This is a genomic window from Sorangium sp. So ce836, assembly GCF_028553905.1.
Taxonomy (GTDB): domain Bacteria; phylum Myxococcota_A; class Polyangia; order Polyangiales; family Polyangiaceae; genus Sorangium; species Sorangium cellulosum_D.
The window spans coordinates 11948354-11970979 of the sequence record NZ_CP102233.1; the positions used below are offsets into that span (position 1 = coordinate 11948354).

Here is a 22626-nt window from a genome sequence, read left to right on the forward strand (position 1 = left end):
CGAATACAGCGGGTTTCCAGCCGCCGGGGCGCCCCGCCGTGCCAGCGTGTGCCATCATGGCTCTCGCCGCCGCCCGGTGAGGTCTCATGCGGTTCGTGCTCGATAGCTCCGTCGCCATCGCCTCGATGAAGCCCGCCGAGCCCGGGCACGCGGACGCGCTCGCGTTTCTCGAGCGCGCCCGCGCGGCCGTGGCCGCGGGCGCGGCGCGCGTGCTCGCGCCGCCCGAGCTGTGGCTCGAGGTGTACGTGGCCGAGCAACGGCTCGCGGCGTCGCGCCGGGGCGCGCCCGCGGCCGCGAGCGCGCTGGGAGGCCTCGCCGTCGAGCTGGTCGCTCCCGCGGACGAGGGCGCCGTCGTCGAGTTCCTCGCCCTGCTGACGAAGCGCATGCGCGGCCGCAGGCCCTTCGCCAACGCGACCGACCTCGTGTACCTGTGGGCCGCCCACCGCACCGACGCCACCGTCGTGACCCTCGACGAGGGCCTGCTCAAATACCACGGCGTGGTTTGCGACGTCACACGGCCGCAACACGCGCGGCTCGCCTGACGCGCCGACGCACCGCGCCGCGCGGCAAACCGCCCTGCAACACCCGCCGTCCCGGCAGCGCGAACCGCGGAGAGCCGCCGTACCGGGTGGTCGCAGCACAATGTTTCGCTCTGCGCATACGCGCTTGTCGCATCCATCGCGTGCGGCTATCCCTGAGCCTCGCAGCGGAGCGCGCGGAGCTCGCGCGCCCGAGCTGCGCGCGAGGCGCATGCGAAGTACATCGCTTTCTTCACCGGCCCTCTCGGTGAGCTTGGCCCTCTTGACCACGCTGGTCGCATCGGAGGCCCATGCGCGCCGCGGCGGGACGGCGGTGGAGGGGTGCAACGGCTGCCACACCGGCGGCGCCGCGCCCACGATCACCATCGATCATCGCCCCGAGAGCCCCGCGGCCGGCGAGGCGGTGACTCTGCAGGTCACGATCCAGGCCGCCAACATCAACGCCGGCGGCGTCTATCTCCGCACCGGGACAGGCCGTCTCGCGCCCATCGACGGACAGGGCACTCACCTCATCGACGACCGCCAGCTCGTCCACTCCGCGCCGAAGCGGGCGAGCGGCGGGGTCGTCCGCTTCGACGCGCAGTGGATCGCGCCGGGAGCGCCGGGCGGGGTCGTGGTCGAGGTGTGGGCCGTCGCGGCCAACGGCGACAACAGCTCTCGCGGAGACGGCGCGTCGGCCGCCAACGCCGCGTTTGCCTACGGGTGCGAGGGAACGACGTATTACCTCGACCGCGACGGAGACGGATACGGCGACTCCGGCGTGCCCAGGGTCGATTGCGCCCAGCCCGCCGACCACGCGCCGCGCGGCGGGGATTGCGACGACTACAGCGTCAACATCCACCCCGATCAGGCCGAGGTCTGCAATGGGCGCGACGACGACTGCGATGGTCAGGTCGACGAGGATCTCGCGGTGATCACGCAGTACGAGGACGCCGACGGCGACGGGTACGGGTCGCTCTTCGGCGCGACGGTCGAGGCGAAGTGCCCCCCCGCCGGCTACGCGCCGAGCTCGAACGATTGCAACGACAGGTCCCCTGACGTCCACCCGGACGCGGTCGAGACGTGCAATCTGATCGACGACGACTGCGACGGCCGGGTGGACGAGGGCGTGCGCGAGGTGTGCGGCGTCGGGATGTGCGCGCGCGAGGCGATCGCGTGCACCCCCGGGTCGTGCACGCCCGGCGAGCCGAGCCCCGAGGTGTGCAACGGGCTCGACGACGACTGCGACGGCGAGATCGACGAGGATCCCGGCCTCTGCGCGCCCGGCGAGGGCTGCCCGAACGGCACGTGCAGCGGCGGGACCGGCGGCGGCACCCCTGGGAGCACGAGCACCGGCAGCGCCGGCGCGGGGGCCTCCGGGGCCTCGTCCGGCGGCGGCGCGCCCGATGAGGGGGGCGACGGCGGCGGCGGCTGCGCCGTCGACCCCCGGGGCGGGTCTCCGTGGCGGCTCCTCCCGATCCTCTCGCCGCTCGCGCTGCTCGCATTGCGGCGCCTGCGCAGGGCTGTCACCGCGCGGTAGGCTCTCGCTCGCGCCTCCCTGCGCGCCGCGCCGCCGGGCGCGGCGCCGACGTCAGAGCGTACCGTAGCTCTCGGGGAAGTCGCGCTGAATGACGCCATCCCGGTCGAACAGCGCATGGAGCATGGCGCAGCGGTAGGGGTCGCTCTCGGCGTCACACGACCGCACCTCCGAGCGCAGCTCGTCGAGGCTGATCACCGCGTTGTCGCGCGGGCGGAGCGCGAGCGACTCGAATGCTCGTGCGAAGGGGATGTCGGGCGCGCGCGTCTCGTCGGCGTGGCAAAAAGCGCAGGTCGAGTACTGCTCATTGAAGATGATATGTTCGAACGGCGCTCCCGGTGTGAGCTCGCTCGTCACCGGGAACGCGATTTCCCCCTTCAACGATCGCGCATCGCCTCGGCGCTCGCCGAACTCGAGCAGGTCCCGCCCCAGCCCCTCCGGCACCACGGTGAAGACGAGAGGATCCAGGAACACGAAGATCCGCGGGCTGCGGCGATCGAACGCCGCTTGGGCGCTGGCAGTGCTGAGGGCGGCGGTCATCTGCAGCGGACCAGCGAGGTGCGCCAGGAAGCACGGGAGCTCGAGCGGCTTCTCCAGCGTATTCACCATTCGTACGACTTCCGCGATGCTGCGCGGGTTCTGCGCTCCAGCAGCGGGCGCGCAACCGGCTGCGCTGCTGCCGTCGAACATCGTCGCTCCACCGGTGGCGACAGGGGAGCCGTCCGAGCTACAGGCGACCAGCCCGGCGCCGAGGGCGATCGCGAGCGAGGCACGGGCGCTGGCCCAAAGGGCTTGGCTCGCTCGAGGCCTCAGCGCTTCGGATGCTCGTTGGTGATGTCGGGGGCGCCGGCTGAACCCCTCGTCGCACGAAGTGCGCGGTGCCCAGCTCCGAGGCTTTGGTTTCGCTCGCATGGGGGACCAGGCCGAAGCAAAGGGAGAACCCTCACATCGATGTGAGCGCTCACATTGGTTGTGTCAACACAAATCGACCGGCCCGCGGGGTGCGCCGAGCCCGAGGGAGGCGCGAACGGCGGCGGCGCCGTCGACCCCCGGGGCGGATCGCCGTGGCGGCGCCTCCCGCTCCTCTCGCCGCCGCCGCTCGCCCTCCTCGCGTTGCGGCGCCTGCGGAGGGCTGTCACCGTGCGGTAGATCCCCCCCTCCCGAGCCTGAGGTGACACGCATGCTCTACCGCCGATTCGGTCGCACCGAGATCCAGATGCCCGTCCTCTCGTGTGGAGGGATGCGGTACCAGCACTCCTGGAACGACAAGGACCGCATCGCGCCGGGGAGCCAGCGCAACGTCGAGGCGTGCATCGCGAGGGCGCTCGAGCTCGGCATCAACCACATCGAGACCGCGCGAGGGTACGGCACGAGCGAGGAGCAGCTCGGGCACATCCTGCCGAAGCTGCCGCGCGACCGGATCATCGTCCAGACGAAGGTCGGCCCCGAGGCGGAGCCGAAGAGGTTCCTCGAGACGTTCGAGCGCTCGATGAAGCTCCTCCGCCTCGATCACGTCGACCTGTTCGCGCTCCACGGCGTGAACGACGAGACGCGCCTCTCGTGGTCGCTGCGCAAAGGGGGCTGCCTCGACGCCGCGCTCGAGCTGAAGCGGCAGGGGCGCGTGCGCGCGGTGGGCTTCTCGACGCACGCGCCGCTGCGCGTGATCATGGCCATGGTGCAGGACGGCCGCTTCGATTACGTGAACCTGCACTGGTACTACGTGAACCAGGCCGCCTGGCCGGCCATCCAGGCCGCGGCCGAGCGCGACATGGGGGTCTTCATCATCAGCCCCACCGACAAGGGGGGCAGGCTGTACGAGCCGAGCGACAAGCTCGTGCGGCTCTGCGCCCCCCTCTCGCCGATCGTGTTCAACGATCTCTTCTGCCTCGCCCGCCCCGAGGTCCACACGATCAGCATCGGCGCGGCGCGCCCGTCCGACTTCGACGAGCACATGAAGGCCCTGCCGCTCCTGGAACGGGAGGGCGCCGCAGAGGAGGCGCTCGCGCCGATCGTGCGCCGGCTCGACGAGGAGCTCGAGCGGGTGCTCGGCCGCGCGTGGGTCGACACATGGCACGTCGGCCTGCCCGAGTGGGAGGCCGTCCCGGGGCACGTGAACGTCCGCGAGATCCTGCGGCTGTACAACTACGCAAGGGCGTTCGACATGACCGCCTACGGCAAGGTGCGGTACAACCTCCTCGGGAACGGCGACCACTGGTTCCCCGGCAACCGCGCCGAGCGCGCGCGGGAGCTCGACCTCGCGCAGGCCCTCGCCGGCGCAGCGCAGCGGCACCGCATCCCCGAGGTGCTGGCGGAGGCGCACGCGCTGCTCGCAGGACAAGAGGTCAAGCGCCTCGGCAAACACTGAGTCTGGGCCAGCGAACGGCCGAGCGCGGCGGCCGCCGCGCCGGTCACGAGGCCGCCTTCGGGCGCTTGGGCCAGAAGACGTGGAACGTCGCGCCGGCATACGGCGCCGACTCGAGCGCCACGCGGCCGCCGCGCGTCTCCACGATCTTCTTCACCACCGACAGGCCGATCCCGGTGCCCTCGACCTTGTCGCGCGCCTCGAGCGTCTGGAAGATGCCCCAGATGCGCTCCTGGAACTGCGGCGGGATCCCGGGGCCGTTGTCCTTCACCGTGAAGTCGTAGAAGTCTCCCGCGTCGGCGCACGCGATCTCGATGACGGCGTCCGCGCGGCGCGCGTGCTTCAGGGCGTTGCGGATGAGGTGCATGAACACCTGCTGCACCGGCACGCGCTCGGCGAGGATCGTCGGCATGCCGTGGCCGACGGCGATGCGCGCCTCGGGCGGCGGCGCGAGGAACTCGACGCACTCGGCGACGACCGCGCCCACGTCCACGGGCGAGGGCCTGTCGCGGATGCGCCCCGCGCGCGAGTAGCTGAGGATGCCCTCGATGAGCGCCTCGAGGCGGTGCACGCGGCCGCGGAGCATGCGCATCTGCTGGTGCGCCTCGTCGTTCATCTTGTCGGCGAGCCCCTCCTCGATCCACTCCGACAGGCTCGCGATGCCACGGAGGGGCGCCTTGAGGTCGTGGGACGCGACGTAGGCGAACTGGTCGAGATCCTGGTTCGTGATCGCGAGCGCGTGGGCGAGCTGCTCGGCGCGCCGCCGCGCGCGCACCTGGTCGGTCACCTCGAAGGCGAGCACGGCGATGCCCTCGACCCTGGCCATGGCGTCGTAGATGGGCTGGTAGATGAAATTGAAGAAGCGCTCCTCGGGCTCGCCGCCGCGCGCGAGCATCACGGGGAACTCGTTGCCGAAGAACGGCTCGCCCGTCTCGTACACGCGGTCGAGCACCGGGACGACCGCCGGCGCGGTCTCGGGCAGCGCGTCGCGGAGGCGCTTGCCGAGGACGTCGCGATCGCCGACGAGCTCCAGGTACCGCGGGTTCGCGAGCTCGTAGACGTGCTCCGGCCCGCGCAGGACGCAAATGCCGGCCGGAGCCTGCATGAACAGCGTCTCGAGGCGCGACCTGTGCCGCTCGGCCTCGGCGAGCGCCGCCTGCTCGCGCGCGAGGAGCTCGGCCCGCTCCTCCGCGCGGAGCCGCTCTTCCTGGTAGGCCCGCGCGCCGGAGATCGTCGTGGCGATGTTGCCGGCCGCGAGCTCGAAGAAGTCGCTGTAAGCGGCGTCGAGCGCGCGGCGCGGGCTGACGCCGACCACGAGGAAGCCCTGGAGCGCCGGGTGCCCGGAGCGCGAGAGCGGCAGCACGACCGCCTCGCGGCACGGCTCGGGCCAGGCGCCGCCGGGCAGCTCGCCGAACCGCTCGGCGGGGGTGTCGACGCGCAGGCACTCGCGGCGCCGCGCGACGTCCGCGAGCGGCCAGATCCCGCCCCCCTCGGCGAGCGGGATGCGCTCGGGGCTCGCCGGGCTGCCGGGGGCGAGCCCCTCGGCGGCCGCGAGGCGGGCCGCCGCCCCGCCCGGCTCGACCATGTACGCGAGCGCGAACGGCACGTCGGCGGAGCTCTCGGCGAGCGTGCTCACCGAGCGGGCGATGCTCTCCTCCGGGGAGACCATCGCCGCCGCGGCGGACTGGGCGCCGAGGGCGCGCAGCGCCCGGAGGCGGCGCTCGCTGAGGACGCGCCCCGTCGTCTCGGCGCACGCGCAGAAGATGCCTCCGACCGTGCCGTCCTCGACGAGGACAGGAGCGTACGAGAACGTGAAGTACGTCTCTTCCAGGTAGCCGTTGCGCGAGAGGATCAGCTGGAAGTCTTCGGACCACGTCGCCTGCCCGGTGGCGCGCACCCCGTCGAGCATCGGGCCGATGACGTCCCATATCTCGCTCCAGCACTCGCGCCCCGGGCGACCCAAGAACTGCGGGTGCTTCGTCGCGCCGAGGATGGGGCGATAGGCATCGTTGTAGAGGCGAGCGTACTCGGGCCCCCACCAGATCTCGATGGGGTGCCGTGACGCGAGGCAGATGCTGACCGCGGTGCGCAGGCTCTGCGGCCACCTCTCGACGGCTCCGACCGGGGTGAGCGACCAGTCGAGATCGCGCATGAGCTGCGCCATCTCGCCGTCGCCGGCGAGGAACGGCGCATCGCCCGGCGTGGCGGCGGCCCCAGGCTCTTGGCTCTCCTGCATGGCTCTCCGTATACCTGGACACGCCGCCCTGTCACACTTCTCACCGACCGCGACGAGCGCTCCTGCGACGGGCGCGGGGGCGCCTGGGCAGCCCGCCCGCCCGCGCCGGCCCCGCCGAGCCGCCGCTGGGCGGGCGCCCCCGCGGCAGGGAGCGCCGGGGCGCGCGCGCCGTCCCGGGGGTGGCGGCGCGCTCATCCGGTCCGGGCGAGCCGCTTGTCGGCGGGCGCCTCGGCCTCGCCCGGCGTGGCGGACTCGACGGGCCTGAGGTCGCTCGTCGCCGGGCCGTGGATGACGCGGCCGGTGCACGCGAAGCGCGACCCGTGGCAGGGACAATCCCACGTCCGCTCGGCCGGGTTCCAGGCGACGATGCACCCGAGGTGGGGGCACACGGCCGACCGCTCGTGGACCTGGCCCTGGGGATCGCGGTAGACGGCGAGCTTCGTGAGCCCCCTTCTCAGGATGGCGCCCATCCCCGGGGGCAGCTTCTCCACGTCGTCGAGGTCTCCCCCCGTCAGCCAGTCGGCGTACTGCGCCGCCGTGTTCAGGTTCTCCTTGAGGTACTCCGACGCGGACTGCAGGGTGAGGTTGACGCGGCTCGGGTCGTAGAGCTCGGCCCACGCGTTCTCGCGGCCGTGGACGAGATCGTTCAACAGGAGGCCCGCGATGGTCCCGTGGGTCATGCCGTTGCCGCAGTCGCCGGTCACGAGCAGGATGCGGGACTCCTTCTTGAGGCGACCGATGAACGCGAGCCCGTCGGCGGTCTCCATGACCTCCCCGGACCAGCGGTGGACGACCTGGCCCGCCTGGGGAAAGCGCTCCCTCGCCCACGCCTCGAGCCGGGCGTGGCGCTGATCCGCGTCGTCGGCCTGACCGGTCTTGTGGTCCTCGCCGCCGACGATGAGGAGCTCGTCCGGGCCGTCCGCGCCGTCGAGGTTGCTGAGCCTGACGTAGTGGAACGGATCCTCGGTGTCCCAGTAAAGGCCAGGAGGGATGGAGCCCCGCGGCACGCGCAGGGCGATGACGTACGTCCTGTAGCCCGCCTGCTTCATGTGCACCGAGATCCACGGCAAGAACGGGGAGTTCGTGGCGAGCACGACCTCGTTGGCGACGATGTCCACGCCGCGGTCCGTCTTGACGACCACGTGGTCGGGCTCGGCTTGCTCGTCCACGTCGACCACGTGCGCCCTCGTGTAGATCCTGCCCCCGTGGCGCTCGACGGCGCGGGCGAGGCCCGCGAGGTAGCGGAGGATGTGGAACTGGGCTTGATCGGGGAACTTCGCCGCGACGCCGGTGTTGAAGTCCTCAAGGGGCGCCCGGTCGACCCCGTGCACGCGCTCGAGGCCGGCCTGGTGAGCCGCCTCGATCTCGTCCTCGATGGTGCTCGACGGCTGCCCCGGCGCCGCGAACAGGTACCCTGGCACCCGGCGGAAATCGCAGTCGATGCCCTCGTCCTGCACGATCCGCTCGATTGTGTCGATCGCGGTGGTGTGGCTCTCGGCGGCCAGCCGGAGGCGCTCCGGCGAGTGGAGCTTCGCGAGCTCGGTCCAGCGGCGGTCGAGCGCGTTGACGATGTGGGCTGTCGTGAAGCCGCTCTCGCCCCCGCCGATCACGCCGTCATCGAGGACGATGACGCCGCGGCCCTCCTTGGCCAGCATGTACGCGGTCGTGAGCCCGGCGATCCCCGCGCCCACCACGCACACCGTCGTTCTGTGCTCGGCGGCGAGAGGAGGGATGGGCGGGAGCACTGCGTTGGTCCAGGCCGTGTCTTTGTCGTATGCGCGATCGGTCATGGAGCGCCTCCGGTCGGGGCGAGCCGACCGTGCCGGGCGGCTCCCTCCCCCGCGCCCTGCAAGCAGTTTGCCATCGATTTGAGCCGAGAGCGGTGCGCCCTGCGCGCGTTCGGGCCCAGCTGCGTGGCAATTTGCGACAGCGCGCGTGGCGAACGGCGCGGATCGCGCGGAGTCTATCGCTCGCGGGCGCGCCCAGCGCGGGCGCTCGCCGGCCTCGTCCGTTGCATGCTCGCGGCCGAGGCGGCGTGCGCCGGACGGCCGGGCTTCGCTGGCCTGCCGCGCGAACATGCTAGAGAAAGCCCGTGTCGGCGAGAGGCCACGCCCGAGAGGAGCAGCGAGCTGAAGGGCGCGAGCGGATCGCGGGAAGTGCAGAGTGACGCTCCGCTGGCAACAGCGGCGTGGCGCGGGGGCACGGTCCCCCGTGGAGACAGGAGGCCGCCATGAGATTGCAAGGCAAGATCGCGCTCGTCACCGGCAGCAGCCGGGGCATCGGCCGCAGCATCGCCGTTCGCTTCGCCCGCGAGGGCGCCGACGTGGCGCTCACGTACCACAAGAGCAAGGAGGGCGCCGACGAAGCCCTGGCCGAGGTCGAGGCCGCCGGACGGCGAGGTCATCTGTTCTCGGTCGACGTCGCCTCCGTCCAGAGCGTGCAGGGGCTGATCCGGGATGTCGTCGCGCGCTTCGGCCGGCTGGACGTGCTGGTCAACAACGCGGGCCTGGAGAAGCGGGCGCCGTTCTGGGAGGTGACCGAGGAGGACTACGATCGGGTCGTGAACACCAACCTCAAGGCGGTGTTCTTCGGGAGCCAGGCGATGGTCCGGCACCTGCGCGAGGCGGGGCGCCCCGGCAAGATCATCAACATCAGCTCGGTGCACGAGGATCTGCCGTTCCCCAATTTCGCGGCCTACTGCGCCAGCAAGGGCGGCGTCCGCATGCTCACGCGCACGCTCGCGGTGGAGCTGCGCGGCACCGGGATCACCGTGAATGCGATCGCGCCCGGCGCGATCGAGACGGAGATCAACGCCGACCTGCTCAAGGATCGCGACAAGCTTGGCGCGCTGCTCGGGCAGATCCCGCTCGGCCGCCTGGGGAAGCCGGAGGACGTGGCCGCGCTCGCCGTATTCCTCGCCTCGGCGGACGCCGATTACGTGACCGGATCGACATACTTCGTCGACGGCGGGCTGACCTGGAATTACGAGGAGCAGTAGGCGACGCACACGGCCTGTGTCGGCCTCTTTCCGGGAGCCCGGCGCGCTCCATCAGCCTGAACGCTGGCAGCCTGAACGCTGAGAAAAGTTTCCGACAGAAGGCAATGCCTCGCCGCAGAACCCGGTGTCGGCGGGCAGCCGCTGCGGCGCGGGACACGTCCTCTTCCCGTGCGCGATCCGCCGCGGCGCCTCGCGTTTTTGCGGCACGCGGCCGGCTCGCTGTGGCACCATGCGCCCATGACGGAGCTCAAGACCTATTCTGGTGGCTGTCACTGCGGGAAGGTTCGCTACGAGGTCAAGGTGGACCTGAGCGCTCCCGTGGGCGTGTGCAACTGCTCGCGCTGTTCGAAGCTGGGCGTGATGCTGGCCTTCGCGCCGGCGGACCAGTTCACGCTCAAGCAAGGTGGAGACGTCCTCACCGATTACCAGTTCAACAAGAAGGTCATTCACCACACGTTCTGCTCGGTCTGCGGCATCGAGTCGTTCGCGCGGGGAGTCGGGCCTGACGGCAAAGAGATGTGCGCCATCAACGTCCGGTGTCTGGACGACGTGGACGTCGATTCGCTCAAGACCATGAAATTCGACGGCAAGAGCGCGTGACCGCGGTCGCGCCGGCCGGGGCCCGCGGCGGATGCGGCCGGCGCGTCCGGGCTCCGCGGGCCCCGGGCGGTGGAGCCGCGGCCGGCCCTCGCCGGACCCGCGCCCGAGCACCTCTCGCGCGCCCCGGCCGATCCGCAGGCGCGAGCCCGGGCAACGCGGGGTAGACTGCGCCCCCGATGTCGATCGAGCAAGCAAGCGCGCTTCTGGCCTCGGCCCGGTCAGCCCTCTTCATCACCGGCGCGGGCGTGTCCGCGGCCTCCGGCATCCCGACCTACCGCGGGATCGGCGGGCTCTACAGCGAGAAGGCGACCGACGAGGGGCTCGCCATCGAGGACGCGCTCTCGGGCTGGATGTTCCAGCGGCGCCCCGAGGTCACGTGGAAGTACATCCACCAGATCGAGCGCGCGTGCCGGGGCGCGCGGTTCAACGCCGCGCACGCGGCGATCGCCCGGCTCGAGCGCCGCATCCCGCGCTGCTGGGTGCTCACCCAGAACGTCGACGGGTTCCACCGGATCGCCGGCTCCACGAACGTGATCGACATCCACGGGGATATCCGCCGCATCCTCTGCACGCGCTGCGCGTACGAGGCGCACGTCGACGACTACGCGCACCTCGCCCCCTGCCCCAGTTGCCCGGAGTGCGCCGCGGTGCTCCGGCCCGATGTCGTCCTCTTCGGGGAGATGCTCCCGCTGGAGAAGGTCGAGATCCTCCGGCGCGAGCTCGCGCAGGGCTTCGATGTGGTCGTCTCGATCGGCACGTCGAGCCTCTTCCCCTACATCACCGGGCCCGTCCTCGAGGCCGCGCGATCGGGGGTGCCGACCGTCGAGATCAACCCGGAGACGACCACGATCTCCACCGCCGTGTCGGTGCGGCTGCCGATGCGCGCGGTCGAGGCGCTGGAGGGGATCCTGTCCCGGATCGAGCCCGGCAGCTGACCGCCCCGCGCCCGGCGCGCGGATCCGAGGCGAGCCCCGGCGGCGCGTCGCGCCCGCTCGGGCGTCCCGCCGGCGCCCGTGGATTCGAGAGCAAGACCCGGAGTGCGGCGATCCGGGCGGGGGTTAAGCTCGCCTCGTGACCCGCAAGATGCGCCGGAAGGAGGCAGACGACATGCCGGGAAAGGCCCATACCCTCGCCGCCGAGGTGGAGAGCGACCCTCGCTGGACAGCCGTGATCGCCCGCGACGCGAGCGCCGACGGCAAGTTCTTCTATTCGGTCAAGACGACGGGCGTGTACTGCCGTCCGTCCTGCGGCGCGCGCCCCGCGAGGCCCGAGAACGTCGGCTTTCATCCGACCGCGGCCGCCGCGGAGCGGGCGGGCTTCCGGCCGTGCCTGCGCTGCAAGCCGGATCAGCCCCCGCTGGCCGAGCGCCAGGCGGCCCAGGTGGCCGCGCTGTGCCGGCTCATCGAGCGCAGCGACGAGGCGCCGAGCCTCGAGGAGCTGGCGCGCCACGCGGGGCTGAGCGTCTTCCACACGCACCGCATCTTCAAGGCCGTGACCGGGGTGACGCCGAAGGCGTACGCGGCGGCGCACCGCGCCCGGCGGGTGAGGGCCGAGCTCGGCAGGAACGGCACCGTGACCGAGGCGATCTACGCGGCCGGGTACGGCTCGGGCGGGCGCTTCTACGAGCAGTCGAACCAGGTGCTGGGCATGACGCCCACGAGGTACCGCGCCGGAGGAGCGCAGATGGAGATCCGGTTTGCGATCGGGGAGTGCTCCCTTGGCGCGATCCTGGTCGCCGCCACCGCGCGCGGCGTGTGCGCCATCCTGCTCGGCGACGATCCGGAGGAGCTCTTGCACGATCTGGAGCGCCGGTTCCCTCGAGCCCACCTGGTCGGCGGCGATGCCGGGTTCGAGCAGCTCGTCGCGCAGGTGGTGGGCCTCGTGGAGAGCCCCCGCGCCCCGGTCGAGCTGCCGCTCGACGTCCGCGGGACGGCGTTCCAGCAGCGCGTCTGGCAGGCGCTGCGGGACATCCCGGCGGGCACGACGGCGAGCTATGCGGAGATCGCCGGCGCCATCGGCGCTCCGAGGGCGGTCCGTGCCGTGGCGCGGGCGTGCGCGGCCAACGCGCTGGCCGTGGCGATCCCGTGCCATCGGGTGGTGCGGAACGACGGCGGGCTGTCGGGCTACCGCTGGGGCGTCGAGCGCAAGCGCGCGCTGCTCGACCGGGAGGCGGGCGCGTGAACGCGCCTCGCAGGGCCGTCCCCCTCGCGTGCGGCGTAGACGATGACGACGACGACGGCGACGACGAGCGGGTGGCGTCGGTGGACTGGGCGCGCGTGGCGCAGGACCTGGACGCGCACGGCTGCGCGGTGATCGAGGGCCTGCTCACCCGGGCCGAGTGCGGCGACCTGGCCGCGCTATACGCGCGCGACGAGCTCTTTCGCAGCCGGGTGGTGATGGCGCGGCACGGGTTCGGGCGCGGGGAGTACAAGTACTTCGCGCGCCCGCTGCCCGCGCTGATCGCCTCCCTGCGGGCCAGCCTCTATCCGCGCCTCGCGCCCATCGCCAACCGCTGGAGCGCGGCGATGGGCCTCGACGTGCGGTATCCGGAGGAGCTCGCGGGCTTCGTCGAGCGCTGCCACGCCGCGGGCCAGGTCCAGCCGACGCCGCTCCTCTTGCAGTATGGCGAGGGTGACTACAACTGCCTGCATCAGGATCTCTACGGCGAGCACGTCTTTCCGCTCCAGGTCGCGATCCTCCTCTCCGAGCCCGAGCGCGATTTCACGGGCGGCGAGCTCGTGATGGCGGAGCAGCGCCCGCGGATGCAATCTCGACCGATGGTGGTGCCGCTGCGCCAGGGCGACGCGGCGGTCTTCGCCGTCCGTCATCGCCCCGTGCAGGGCACGCGCGGCGTGTACCGGGTCAACATGCGGCACGGCGTCAGCCGTGTGCGATCGGGGCATCGCCACACGGTGGGTATCATCTTTCACGACGCGGCGTGATGGCGCGCTGGGAGAGCGCGGGCGAGGATCTCGCGCCGTCACCTCATCGCCGTGGCCCGCCGGTCACCTCGTTGCTGTAGCCTGCGGCGGCTGATGTCCGGTCGGCTCTCGGTGAGCCGGCGGGACAGGCGAGAGGCATCGAGGAGATATGGGCAAAACCTGGTTGGCGGTGGGGGCTTGCGCGTGCGCCTTGCTCGTCGCGTGCGGCGGCGACGACACGGACGGTAGCGGCGGCGCAGGCGGGAGCGGCAGTGCGGGCGAGGGCGGCGGCGCGGGTCAGGGCGGCGCGGGTGAGGGCGGGGGCGGCGGCGCGGGCGGCGAGGCGAGCCTGCTCGAGCTGTACCACGCGGCCGTCGCCGACGCCGAGGTCGCCGAGGAGAGCGAGCGCGTGGACACGTTGACGGCGATCGACGACGAGAATGCCAATCTCGTCCGCGACGCCGAGGATCGTGTGCTGATGCTCACCTGGACGTCCTACGCGGGCTATGACGAGCTCGTGGGCGAGGAGACGGAGCTCGGCGTCGAGGTCTGGAGCACGGCGGCGCCCGAGCTCCAGGCGTTCTGCCGCGCGAGCGGCCTCGAAGGAGCGGCGCTCTCGTTGCGGCTCGAGCAGCTGCTCGGCCTGCCGCCGGACAGCGGCAAGGACCGCGTCGTGGCGCTCTGGGTGCCGGCCGAGTCGATGTTCCGCCCGACCCCGGACCTCGAGATCGACGACACGACCGCCGATCTCGACTTCCCGGAAGGCACGCCGCAAGAACACGAGGACTGGTTCAACGCCCTGAAGGCGACGTCCTATGGCGAGGATGGATATCCGTGGACGCGCCTCGGCTATACGTACGACTGGAGCCCAGAGGGCCAGGAGGTCGGGCTGAGCGAGTTCGTGATCCGAAAGGGCACGACCGTCGTCGTGGAGTCGGTCACCCCGCAGGACGAGTACTGCCGTCCAGCGCAGTGACGCGCGCCGCCCCGGGCGCGAGCGCGCCCGGGGTCTCCCGAGGAGGGCCGCTCAATCGAGCTCGGAGGGCGCGAGCGGCACCTTGCGATAGACGCGGTCGACGTCGAGGGAGACGCCGACCGACTCGAGCTCGAGCTGCATGCCGGGGCCCAGGATGGCGAGCAGCCACCGGCCGTCCGGCTGCCGCTGGAAGTGCTCGACGCGCACCTCCTTCTGGCAGACGAGCACATACTCCGCGATGGAGGGGACGCTCCGGTACTGAGCGAACTTGTCGCCGCGATCGTAGGCCTCCGATGAATCGGAGAGCACCTCGACGATCACGCTCGGATTGATCAGCGTGTCGAGCTCCGTATCCTCGAACACGGGATCGCCGCAGACCACGGAGGCGTCGGGATACACGTAACGCCCCGTGGCCGTGATCTTGACGCGCAGGTCGGAGGTGTGGACCTCGCAGGCGCGATCGAGCAGCGCGTTGCCGAGCTCGCGCTGGATGTTCCCGGCCAGCAGGCTGTGCGCCCGGGTGCAGCCCGACATCGCGAAGATCTCGCCGTTCGCGTACTCGTGCTTCTGATCGGAGGCCCGCTCGAACGCGAGGTACTCGGCGGGCGAGAGCCCGGTGCGCCTGGCAGGATGTCCCATCGCGGACAGCGTACGGCATCCGCCCGCCGGAGGCGAGACGCCCGCCCCCTTCCCCCGGAAGGTCCGAAGCGGCCCACCGCCGCCCTCCTCCCCGCGCCGGCACCTCCTCCCGTCGGCTCCCCCTTCCCCCAGGCGGTCGAGCGCGCGCGGTCACCGCCTCCCCGTCACCCCTGCTCCGTCGCCGGCGCCCCCGGCGGCGCGGCCGCCTCGGCCTTCTTCGGCTTCTTCCGCCGGCTCTCCAGCCACGCCCTGCGCTTCTCGACCCACTTGGCGAGGTCCTTCGCCAGCCAGCCGCCCTTCTGCCGCCCGACGATCTCCCGCAGCAGCAGCGCGGCCTGGCCGTGGCCGATGCGCATCGCGAACAGGTCGGTCATCACGATCTTCGCCCACCGCGTCCGGCGCACCGAGTCCATGTGATCCACGAACTGCTCGATCCGGAGCAGCACCTTCGTCCCGACCCCCGTCTTGCCCGTCACCACGAGCGCCGCCGTCTTCTCCTTGTCGAGCGCCTCGAGCCTGCGGATCGCCCCGTCGATCAGGTTCGCGTGCTCCGCCCACCCGGCGCCGCCCTGCTCCTTGGCCGCGCGCACCGCCGCGAGCGCCTCGCGCAGATCGATGAGGCCGAAATCCGAGTACGACAGGAAGAACGTCAGCACCTCGCGCCGCGCCGAGGGGTTGCTCTGCATCCGCTCGATCGCGGTCCGCACCCGGTCCATCGACAGCCACCGGTAAACGAAGTCGAGCCCGGTGCCCTTGATGTTCTGCGACCCCATCAGCCGCGCGTCGAACCCCGGCGGGACCTCGCGCGTGATGAAGTCGATCACCTTGTCCCCCTTGGCGTCGGCGTTCCACAGCACCGCGATGCGCTCGAGGAACAGCTCGCGGAACGCCGCCCGGAACGCCTGGTTGGCCTCGGCGTCGGCGCCCCGCGACAGCGCCGCCTCGACCTCCGCGCGCGCCTTGTCGCGCCGGGCCAGCCGCCGCGACAGCCGCGCCGCGTGGTGGACGATGTCCGGGCGGATGTCGTCCTCGCCCGCGGGCGGCGCGTGCGCCTCCAGCGCCTTCTTCACCGCCGCCTCGATCGCCTCGGGCTCCCCCTTCTTCCCCAGGACCTCGGGGCCGCCCACGATCGCCGCCGCCGCCGCCTCGTCGATCGTCGGCAGCGCGCGCAGCATCCGGGTGAGATCCTCCTCGAACGCGCCCGCGCGCGCCGGGACGCCCACCTTCTTCATCTGCTCGTCGAAGCGCTCGAGCGCGCGCTCCTTGCCCCCGTCGCCCGTGATCACCATGTCGCGCAGGCGCGCGTCGAGCCCCTCCGTGATGAACTGCATCATCCCGCCGAGGTTCGAGTTGATCAGCACCACGTGATCGACCCCGATGTCCTCGACGACGATCTGCGCGAACACGCGCGACCGCGCGACGCGATCCGCGCGGTTGTTCACCACCATCACCGTCGCCTTGCCGGGCGTCGCGTCCATGTCGTGCTTGTCGAACGCGAGCCGCGTCCAGTTCGACATGAACCCGGCGCGCTCGTTCGCGCTCATCCCGTTCGAGAACGTCAGCTTCCGCCCGCGGTACTGCACCGTCGGGTACGTCTTCAGCACGCCGAGGTCGAGGATCACGTGATCCGCGATCTCGACCAGCGCGAACTCGCGATCGACCCCGAAGTGATCCGCCAGCGCCAGCACCAGCGCCACGTTGCGCGGGTGCTCCTGGTACGGGAGCCGATCGAGGAGATCGACCGGCAGGAGATCCGCGTCGATCGGCGGGATCGCGACGAGGTTCGTCCCCTTGCGCTGCGCCTGGTCCTTGATCAGCGGGAGCATCTGCTCCTCGGTCGTGAACGACAGCCCGTCCGTGGGCATGAAGCGCGCGATCACCCGCGCGACGTCCTCGCCTCCCGGGCCCTGGATGTCCTCGTGATCCGGGTACGCGTTCGTCAGCGTCGTGATCTCGTCGCGCATCCACTCCGAGCAGAGCGTGTCCACGAAGAGCGGCTGGAGCGCCATGCACTCCCACAGGAACACCTGCGCGCGGAGGTTCCTCCCGGCCGCGAGGATGTTCCGCTGCTCCCAGATGGTCGCCTTGTCGTAGGGGCGGTAGATGAAGATCTCCTGCGCCGGCAGGTCGCGCATCGCGTGGATGAACATCGCCTCGCAGCCGGTCGTCTTCACGACGACGTCGTACCGGAGCGCGTGGAACAGCGCGGCCTTGAGCCGCTCCGAGCCGCTCTTGCCGCGCGTGCCCCAGCCGCCGATGGTGAGCGGGATGCCCCGGCGCGCGCGCTCGATCTGCGTCATGATCCACGCGGCGCGCAGCACCATGTACGCGAGGACGAGGAACACGATCCACGCGAGCTGCGTGGGGACGTTGCCCGCGGGCGAGACGAGGTACGAGAGGAAGCTGTCGATCCAGACGGGCACCGACGGGCCGACGAGCCAGTCGCGGCCGAGCTGGAGCGCCGACGGCAGCGCGACGGCGAGGTACTTGCTCGGCAGGTGCGGCTCGATCGCGTACGGGCGGCCGTCGACCTCGCCCCCGGTGTCGCCGAGCGCGACCGTGAAGCCGAGCTCGCCGGTCATCAGCGTGAACTTCTTCTGCTCGGCCGGCTCCTGCGCCACGAGCGCGCGCATGCGGGCCTGCGCGTAGCGGTCGTAGCGCCACGTCAGCAGGGCGCGGGCGCGCAGCCGGTGCGCGAGCTTGGCCGGCGCGCGCACCGTGACCGTCCCGCGCGCCGTGATGAGGCGGATCTCGCGCTGGGTCAGGCTGGCCGCGGCGAGCAGATCGTCGATGCGGGGGACGAACGGCCCCCAGCCGCCGACGGGCGGGTAGACGTGGCGCTCGCCCGGCACGCGCGTGGGCGTGACCTCCGCCATGCCGACCGGCGGCGCGACGAGCTCGCCCGCGAACAGGCGGCCGCTCGTGTGGATCCACCCCTTGCGCTTGTCCGGCATCGGGGTGCGCATCTCGTGGATGAGCCGCCAGAGCCGGAAGCCGCGCGGCTCGCCGCGCGTGAGCACGTACCGGCCCCGGCCGCGGCGCCGGAGCGTGTAGGTCATGTCGCCGCGCGAGGCGACCAGGAGCGCGCGCTCGATGTCCCGGGGCTCGGCGTCGGCCGGGATCTCGACCGGCGCGCTCTCGCCCTCGAGGAGCTCCGAGGCCGCGGCCACGAGCGCCTGCCGGATGTGCTCGGCGACCGGGCGGCTCTCGACCTCGAGCAGCCGCAGCGCCGCGGCCGCCTCGTCGGACAGATCCGGCGAGAGCGCCGGGCGGCTCGCGAACTCGGCGAGCAGGTCGACGAACGTCGCCGGCGGCAGCGGGGCGTAGGGCCCGGCGCAGAGCGTGCGCACCGCCTCGAGGGCCGCGCGGGACGCGAGCGGCGGGCCGGGCTTGGTGAGGGCGAAGCGCACGGCGCGCTCGGCGTGCGGGACGGCGTCCGCGTGGTCGGTCGCGAAGCGCGAGAGCTCCCGCATGGCGTAGCCGCGGACGCGCGGCGACCCGTCGGCCTCCGCGATCTCGGCGAGCGCCGTGAGGGCCTCGGGGCTGCCGAGCGCGAGGAGCTGGCGCACGAGCTCCTGGCGGACGTGCTCGCTCGGGTCGTCGCGGGCGAGGAGCGCGATGGCGAGCGGGTCCGCGCTCGCGGAGGCCGCGCGCGCGGGCGGCGCGCTCACGGCGGGCTCCGCGCTGAGCCGGGGCGCCGAGTCGGGCGCGGGCGCGTCGGGCAGCTCGGCGCCGCCCGGGCCCTCGAGGGCGCCCCCCGAGGAGGCTGCCTCCGGCGCGACGCTCGGCCTGCTGCCGCTGCCGGCCTGCGCGCCGTTCCAGCGGCGCGGGTCCTGGGCTGCGGCGGGCCGCGCAGCGCTCGCCGCGCGCGCGTCGCCGAGCGGGATCACCGGGGCGGACGGGCGCGCGGCCGCGCCGAGGAGGCGCAGGGCGTTGCGGCGGAGGATGGGGCCGTCCTTGTCCGCCGGGTCGCGCGCGCGGATGCGCTCGGCGAGCAGCGAGAACGCCTCGTCGGGGAAGAGGAGGACGCCGATCTCGAGGGCGGCGATCTGCACCCAGCGGGACGCGCCCACGCCGCGCGACCACGCCAGCACCGAGCGGGCCGCGTCGAGCCCGAGGTGGCCGAGCCGCTCGCGCGCCGGGATGCGGTGCAGGAGGGCGACGGCCGCGAGCATGGCGGCCCGTCGGACGGGCGCGGCGCGGCTCGGCTCGGCGTGCGCGATGGCGAGCCGGAGGACGCCGCCGTCGCGGACGACGTGCAGCGCGTCGGGCGGGTCGAGGTGCTGCGCGAGGTGGGTGAGCGCGTGGTAGGCGACCTCGATCTCGTCGAGGCGGTCGGCGACGGCCGTGGCGAAGCGCTCCTGGGCCGCCTCGAGGTCGAGGTTGCGGGCGAGCGCCGAGAGGTCGCCGGCCTGCTCGACGCGCGCGGCGGCCCAGCCGAGCGGGGAGGCGGCGCCGCTCTTCTTGCGCTCGCGCGCCCAGACGCGGAGCTGCCGCGCGAGGAGCTCGCGCCGCTCGGCCGGGGTGGCGGCCGACTGGTAGGCGACCACGAGCGCGGACTCGGCGCTGCGCAGCCGGTCGACCTCGGCGGCCGCGCCGTCGGCGCACCGGGCGAGCGCGGCGAGCAGCGCGGGCCGCGGGGGCTCCCCGTCGCCCAGGTCCGCCGTGACGCGGGCGACGACCGTGGCGATGGCCCGCGGGCGGCAGCGCACCTCGATCTGGGGGAGGCTGTCCTCGACGACCTCCGCGATCGATCGCGGCGCCGCGGTCCAGGGGTCGGTCGCCTCGCGCAGGCTCACGGCGCCCCCCGGCCGGATCGAGCGCGCGGGGAGCGGCCTTGCGGCCGGAAGCGAGGAGCACCGTACGGCGAGACCATCGGCGGGCGAGCAGGGTACACCGTGGCGCGGAGCTGTCGCGAGCCGCTCTTCACACGGCCTTGGCCCTGCCGACCTGGACGCTCCGGGCCGCCTCGGACGCGCGCCGCGCCTTCAGGGCGAGGCCTCCGCGAACGTATCGCAGTCCTCGACGCGGCCGCCCCGCATACCGCGCTTGAACCAGGCGACCCGCTGCGCGGACGAGCCGTGCGTCCACGTCTCCGGGTTGACCCTGCCGGTCGCGCTCTTCTGCAGCCGGTCGTCGCCGATCGCGGACGCGGCCTGGAGCGCCTCCTCGGCGTCGCCCTCCTCGAGCAGATCGCGCTTCGCGGTGGAGTGGGCCCACACGCCGGCGAAGCAGTCCGCCTGGAGCTCCATGCGCACGGAGAGGGCGTTCCGGTCGCCCGGACGCGAGGCTTGCAGCTGGCGCACGCGGCGCTCGGTGCCGAGCACGTTCTGCACGTGGTGGCCGATCTCGTGGGCGAGCACGTAGGCCTGGGCGAAGTCGCCCGGCGCGCCGAACCGCGCCTTGAGCTCGCGGTAGAAGCCGAGGTCGATGTACGCCGTCCGATCGGCCGGGCAGTAGAACGGCCCCATGGCCGACTCGCCGACGCCGCAGCCCGACCTCACGGAGTCGGTGAACAACGTCAGCTGCGGCGCCGGATAAGTCTGCCCCATCCGGCTGAACACCTGCTTCCACACGGCCTCGGTGTCATCGAGGACGAAGGAGACGAAGTCGACGAGCCGCTCCTCCTCGGGCGAGCTCGCGCGCTCGCTCTGCGCGCCGGGGAGCGAGACGCCCTGGCCGAGCCCCGAGGAGAGGAGATCTTTCCCGAAGACGAGGGAGAGCACGAGCAGGATCACCGTCCCGCCGACGCCGAGCTTCGCTCCGCCGGAGACGCCGCGGAGATCTCGGAGGTTCGCACTGCGTTTCCCAGGTGTCCAGCGCATGGCAAACGCAGATATAGCGTGGAGCGCGCCTCGGGCGCCACCTTAGCTTTTCGTCAGGACGTTTTGCATTGCTCGCTTCATCGGAGCCGTCGGATTACCGCCCTGGACCGGCGCTCGAATCGAGCCGCCAGACGCACCAAACGAGAATTGGGCCTCGGTGCCTTCTGGCACCCTGAGAGCGAGTCTCCTCGAGTGTCCTCTCCAGCGACCCGCGCCGCCCACGAACGTCGGCAGCGCGCTCTCCGCCCGGAGCCGCGGCGCGCGCCGCCGCCGGCGCTCGCTTGCCGTCCGCGGGGGCCGGTGGGACCATGCGCGCCATCATGACGCGCACAACGCCCCTCGCCTCCCCCCTCGGCATCGCGCTCGCGGCGCTGGCCCTCGCCGCCGGCTGCAACGAGCCCTCCGGCGCGCCCGGCGGGGCCGCCGACAAGCCCGCCCAGGCGGGCGCCTCCGCCCAGCCCGCCGCGCTCAAGCCCGGCGACGCCGCGCCCGACGTGACCTTCAAGCTTCACGACGGCAGGGAGGTGAAGCTCTCGAGCCTGCAAGGCAAGCAGGTGCTCGTCTACTTCTATCCCAAGGACGACACGCCGGGCTGCACCATCCAGGCCAAGGGCCTGCGCGACGGCTGGGCCGATCTCCAGGCCGCCGGGCTGGAGGTCTACGGCGTCTCGACCCAGGACGCCCAGAGCCACCAGGCCTTCGTCGAGAAATACGAGCTCCCGTTCCCGCTCGTCGTCGACGAGGGCGGCGCGGTCTCCAGCGCGTTCCGCGTGCCGCTGCGCAACGAGCTCGCCGCTCGCCAGTCCTTCCTCATCGGCAAGGACGGCAAGATCAAGCAGGTCTGGCTCGATGTGGATCCCAAGGAGCACGCCGCGGCGATCCTCGCCGCAGCGAAGAGCTGAGCGCCGCGGCGCCGCGCTACAGCGGGCTCACGTTCGTCGTGAACGACGCGTTCCGCAGGACGCGCCGCTCGGCGAGCGGCGTCGCGAAGCCGCTCTCCTTGTGGAACGTCGAGCCGGGCCCGCCGCAGCTCGGATCGGGCCCGGCCCACCGCTCCGGGCAATGCGCCATGACGTAGTCGCGGTCCGGGTTGCCGACGACGCCTCGCCACCGCGTGTGGCGGATGCACGCGGCGCCGTCCACGGTCCACTCGGCTTCGAGGCTCATGCCGGAGGCCTCCGTCTCGCGCTGGATGCCGAGCGCATCCCAGACGTCGATCGCCGTCCCGACCCGCGTGTGCGGCGCGCCGTCGCCGCAGTAGTCCGCGCGCACCATGCGGACGCACGCCTTGTGGAAGTACGAGAGATCCCGGCTCTCGCAGCGCTTCCCGTCGCACTCCGCCTTGGCCTGCCAGTCCTTGTAGCCCCACTCGGCGCACTTCGCGATCGCCGCGCCCTGGCAGGCGAACGTGAACTGGCTCCCGTCGTTCGAGAAGGCGCCGGTCACCGGGTCCCAGATCCCCTTCACCGCGATCGCGTCGAGGCCCTCGCCGCAGACGTTCGCCCAGACCGGGCCGCCGGCGTGGTACTTCACCGTGTAATACGTGATCCCGTCACGCTCGACGACGTTCGTGATGCGGACGACCACGGTCGATCCATCGTCCAGGATCGCCTCGGCCTCCGCGCCGATGAAGTCGACCCCGCGGACGGGCTTGCCGTCGCTCTCGCGCGTCCCGATCAGCGTCGCCCCGTCCAGCGAGACCCCGTTGAAGCGCACCCCGTTGAAGCGCACCCCGTTGAAGCGCACCCCGTTGAGCTGGGTGCCGTTCAGGTACGTGCCGTTGAAGGTGAGATCGTTGGACGCCTGCAGCGCGAGCGCGCTCTCCGCCGGCTCCTCGTCGCCCTCGCCGCCCTCGACCTCCGCGACGCAACCGACACCCACGGAGATGAGCCCGACCATCGCCCCTGCCAGGAACCCTCGCTGAAACATGATCGCCTCCGAACGCTGACGCTGAAGCCATGACGCCCTGCGCGCCGACGATCTTCCTCCCGGCTGTCGCGCTCCGCTCCCGCGA

17 protein-coding genes are annotated in these 22626 nt (G+C 72.4%); 10 read left to right on the top strand and 7 right to left on the bottom strand.

The window, feature by feature from the left end; genetic code table 11:
* The first annotated feature begins 86 nt into the window (after positions 1–86).
* Entirely contained in the window at positions 87–542 is a 456-nt protein-coding gene (locus NQZ70_RS43620; RefSeq protein ID WP_129579494.1) for a PIN domain-containing protein, read from the top strand.
* A 259-nt stretch (positions 543–801) separates the two neighbouring features.
* Positions 802–2058, top strand: coding sequence for a putative metal-binding motif-containing protein (locus NQZ70_RS43625; RefSeq protein ID WP_237244593.1), 1257 nt, complete (start codon positions 802–804; stop codon positions 2056–2058).
* A gap of 51 nt (positions 2059–2109) precedes the next feature.
* On the opposite strand, the gene NQZ70_RS43630 is transcribed toward NQZ70_RS43625, so the two are convergent.
* The gene (locus NQZ70_RS43630) at positions 2110–2745 is read right to left on the bottom strand and encodes a hypothetical protein (RefSeq protein ID WP_129579496.1); all 636 of its coding nucleotides are present in this window, start codon (positions 2743–2745) and stop codon (positions 2110–2112) included.
* A 490-nt stretch (positions 2746–3235) separates the two neighbouring features.
* Between NQZ70_RS43630 and NQZ70_RS43635 the strand changes: the two genes are divergently transcribed.
* A complete protein-coding gene (locus tag NQZ70_RS43635; protein WP_129579497.1) occupies positions 3236–4420 on the top strand; it encodes an aldo/keto reductase in 1185 nt (394 codons plus the stop codon).
* A gap of 43 nt (positions 4421–4463) precedes the next feature.
* Here the strand turns inward: NQZ70_RS43635 and NQZ70_RS43640 are convergent, their stop codons facing one another.
* Complete coding sequence (locus tag NQZ70_RS43640; RefSeq protein WP_129579498.1) at positions 4464–6653, bottom strand: ATP-binding protein; 2190 nt, start codon at positions 6651–6653, stop codon at positions 4464–4466.
* A 191-nt stretch (positions 6654–6844) separates the two neighbouring features.
* Positions 6845–8443, bottom strand: a complete 1599-nt coding sequence (locus tag NQZ70_RS43645; protein WP_129579499.1) for an FAD-dependent oxidoreductase — start codon at positions 8441–8443, stop codon at positions 6845–6847.
* Positions 8444–8883: 440 nt separating this feature from the next.
* On the opposite strand from NQZ70_RS43645, the gene NQZ70_RS43650 reads away from it, so the two are divergent.
* The 6 genes from NQZ70_RS43650 to NQZ70_RS43675 all read left to right on the top strand — a co-directional run bounded on the left by NQZ70_RS43650 (position 8884) and on the right by NQZ70_RS43675 (position 14148).
* On the top strand, positions 8884–9651 hold the full coding sequence (locus NQZ70_RS43650) for an SDR family NAD(P)-dependent oxidoreductase (RefSeq protein WP_129579500.1): 768 nt from the start codon (positions 8884–8886) through the stop codon (positions 9649–9651).
* A gap of 237 nt (positions 9652–9888) precedes the next feature.
* Positions 9889–10251, top strand: a complete 363-nt coding sequence (locus NQZ70_RS43655; protein ID WP_129579501.1) for a GFA family protein — start codon at positions 9889–9891, stop codon at positions 10249–10251.
* Positions 10252–10427: 176 nt separating this feature from the next.
* The gene (locus tag NQZ70_RS43660) at positions 10428–11186 is read left to right on the top strand and encodes an NAD-dependent deacylase (RefSeq protein WP_129579502.1); all 759 of its coding nucleotides are present in this window, start codon (positions 10428–10430) and stop codon (positions 11184–11186) included.
* Positions 11187–11358: 172 nt separating this feature from the next.
* Positions 11359–12432, top strand: a complete 1074-nt coding sequence (ada, locus tag NQZ70_RS43665) for a bifunctional DNA-binding transcriptional regulator/O6-methylguanine-DNA methyltransferase Ada (protein WP_129581927.1) — start codon at positions 11359–11361, stop codon at positions 12430–12432.
* A gap of 71 nt (positions 12433–12503) precedes the next feature.
* Positions 12504–13193: a 2OG-Fe(II) oxygenase gene (locus NQZ70_RS43670; RefSeq protein WP_129581928.1), complete on the top strand. Its 690-nt coding sequence runs from the start codon at positions 12504–12506 to the stop codon at positions 13191–13193.
* A gap of 148 nt (positions 13194–13341) precedes the next feature.
* Positions 13342–14148: a hypothetical protein gene (locus NQZ70_RS43675; protein WP_237244595.1), complete on the top strand. Its 807-nt coding sequence runs from the start codon at positions 13342–13344 to the stop codon at positions 14146–14148.
* A gap of 51 nt (positions 14149–14199) precedes the next feature.
* Here NQZ70_RS43675 and NQZ70_RS43680 read toward each other — a convergent pair whose 3' ends face one another.
* The 3 genes from NQZ70_RS43680 to NQZ70_RS43690 all read right to left on the bottom strand — a co-directional run bounded on the left by NQZ70_RS43680 (position 14200) and on the right by NQZ70_RS43690 (position 20612).
* On the bottom strand, positions 14200–14787 hold the full coding sequence (locus NQZ70_RS43680) for a Uma2 family endonuclease (RefSeq protein WP_129579503.1): 588 nt from the start codon (positions 14785–14787) through the stop codon (positions 14200–14202).
* A gap of 164 nt (positions 14788–14951) precedes the next feature.
* The gene (locus NQZ70_RS43685; RefSeq protein ID WP_129579504.1) at positions 14952–19586 is read right to left on the bottom strand and encodes a capsule biosynthesis protein CapB; all 4635 of its coding nucleotides are present in this window, start codon (positions 19584–19586) and stop codon (positions 14952–14954) included.
* A gap of 189 nt (positions 19587–19775) precedes the next feature.
* On the bottom strand, positions 19776–20612 hold the full coding sequence (locus NQZ70_RS43690) for a neutral zinc metallopeptidase (protein ID WP_129579505.1): 837 nt from the start codon (positions 20610–20612) through the stop codon (positions 19776–19778).
* Between the two features lie 320 nt (positions 20613–20932).
* On the opposite strand from NQZ70_RS43690, the gene NQZ70_RS43695 reads away from it, so the two are divergent.
* Positions 20933–21514, top strand: coding sequence for a peroxiredoxin (locus NQZ70_RS43695; RefSeq protein ID WP_129579506.1), 582 nt, complete (start codon positions 20933–20935; stop codon positions 21512–21514).
* 16 nt (positions 21515–21530) lie between these two features.
* On the opposite strand, the gene NQZ70_RS43700 is transcribed toward NQZ70_RS43695, so the two are convergent.
* Positions 21531–22541 (bottom strand): ADYC domain-containing protein, encoded by a 1011-nt coding sequence (locus tag NQZ70_RS43700; RefSeq protein ID WP_129579507.1) that lies wholly within the window; start codon positions 22539–22541, stop codon positions 21531–21533.
* Positions 22542–22626: the final 85 nt, after the last annotated feature.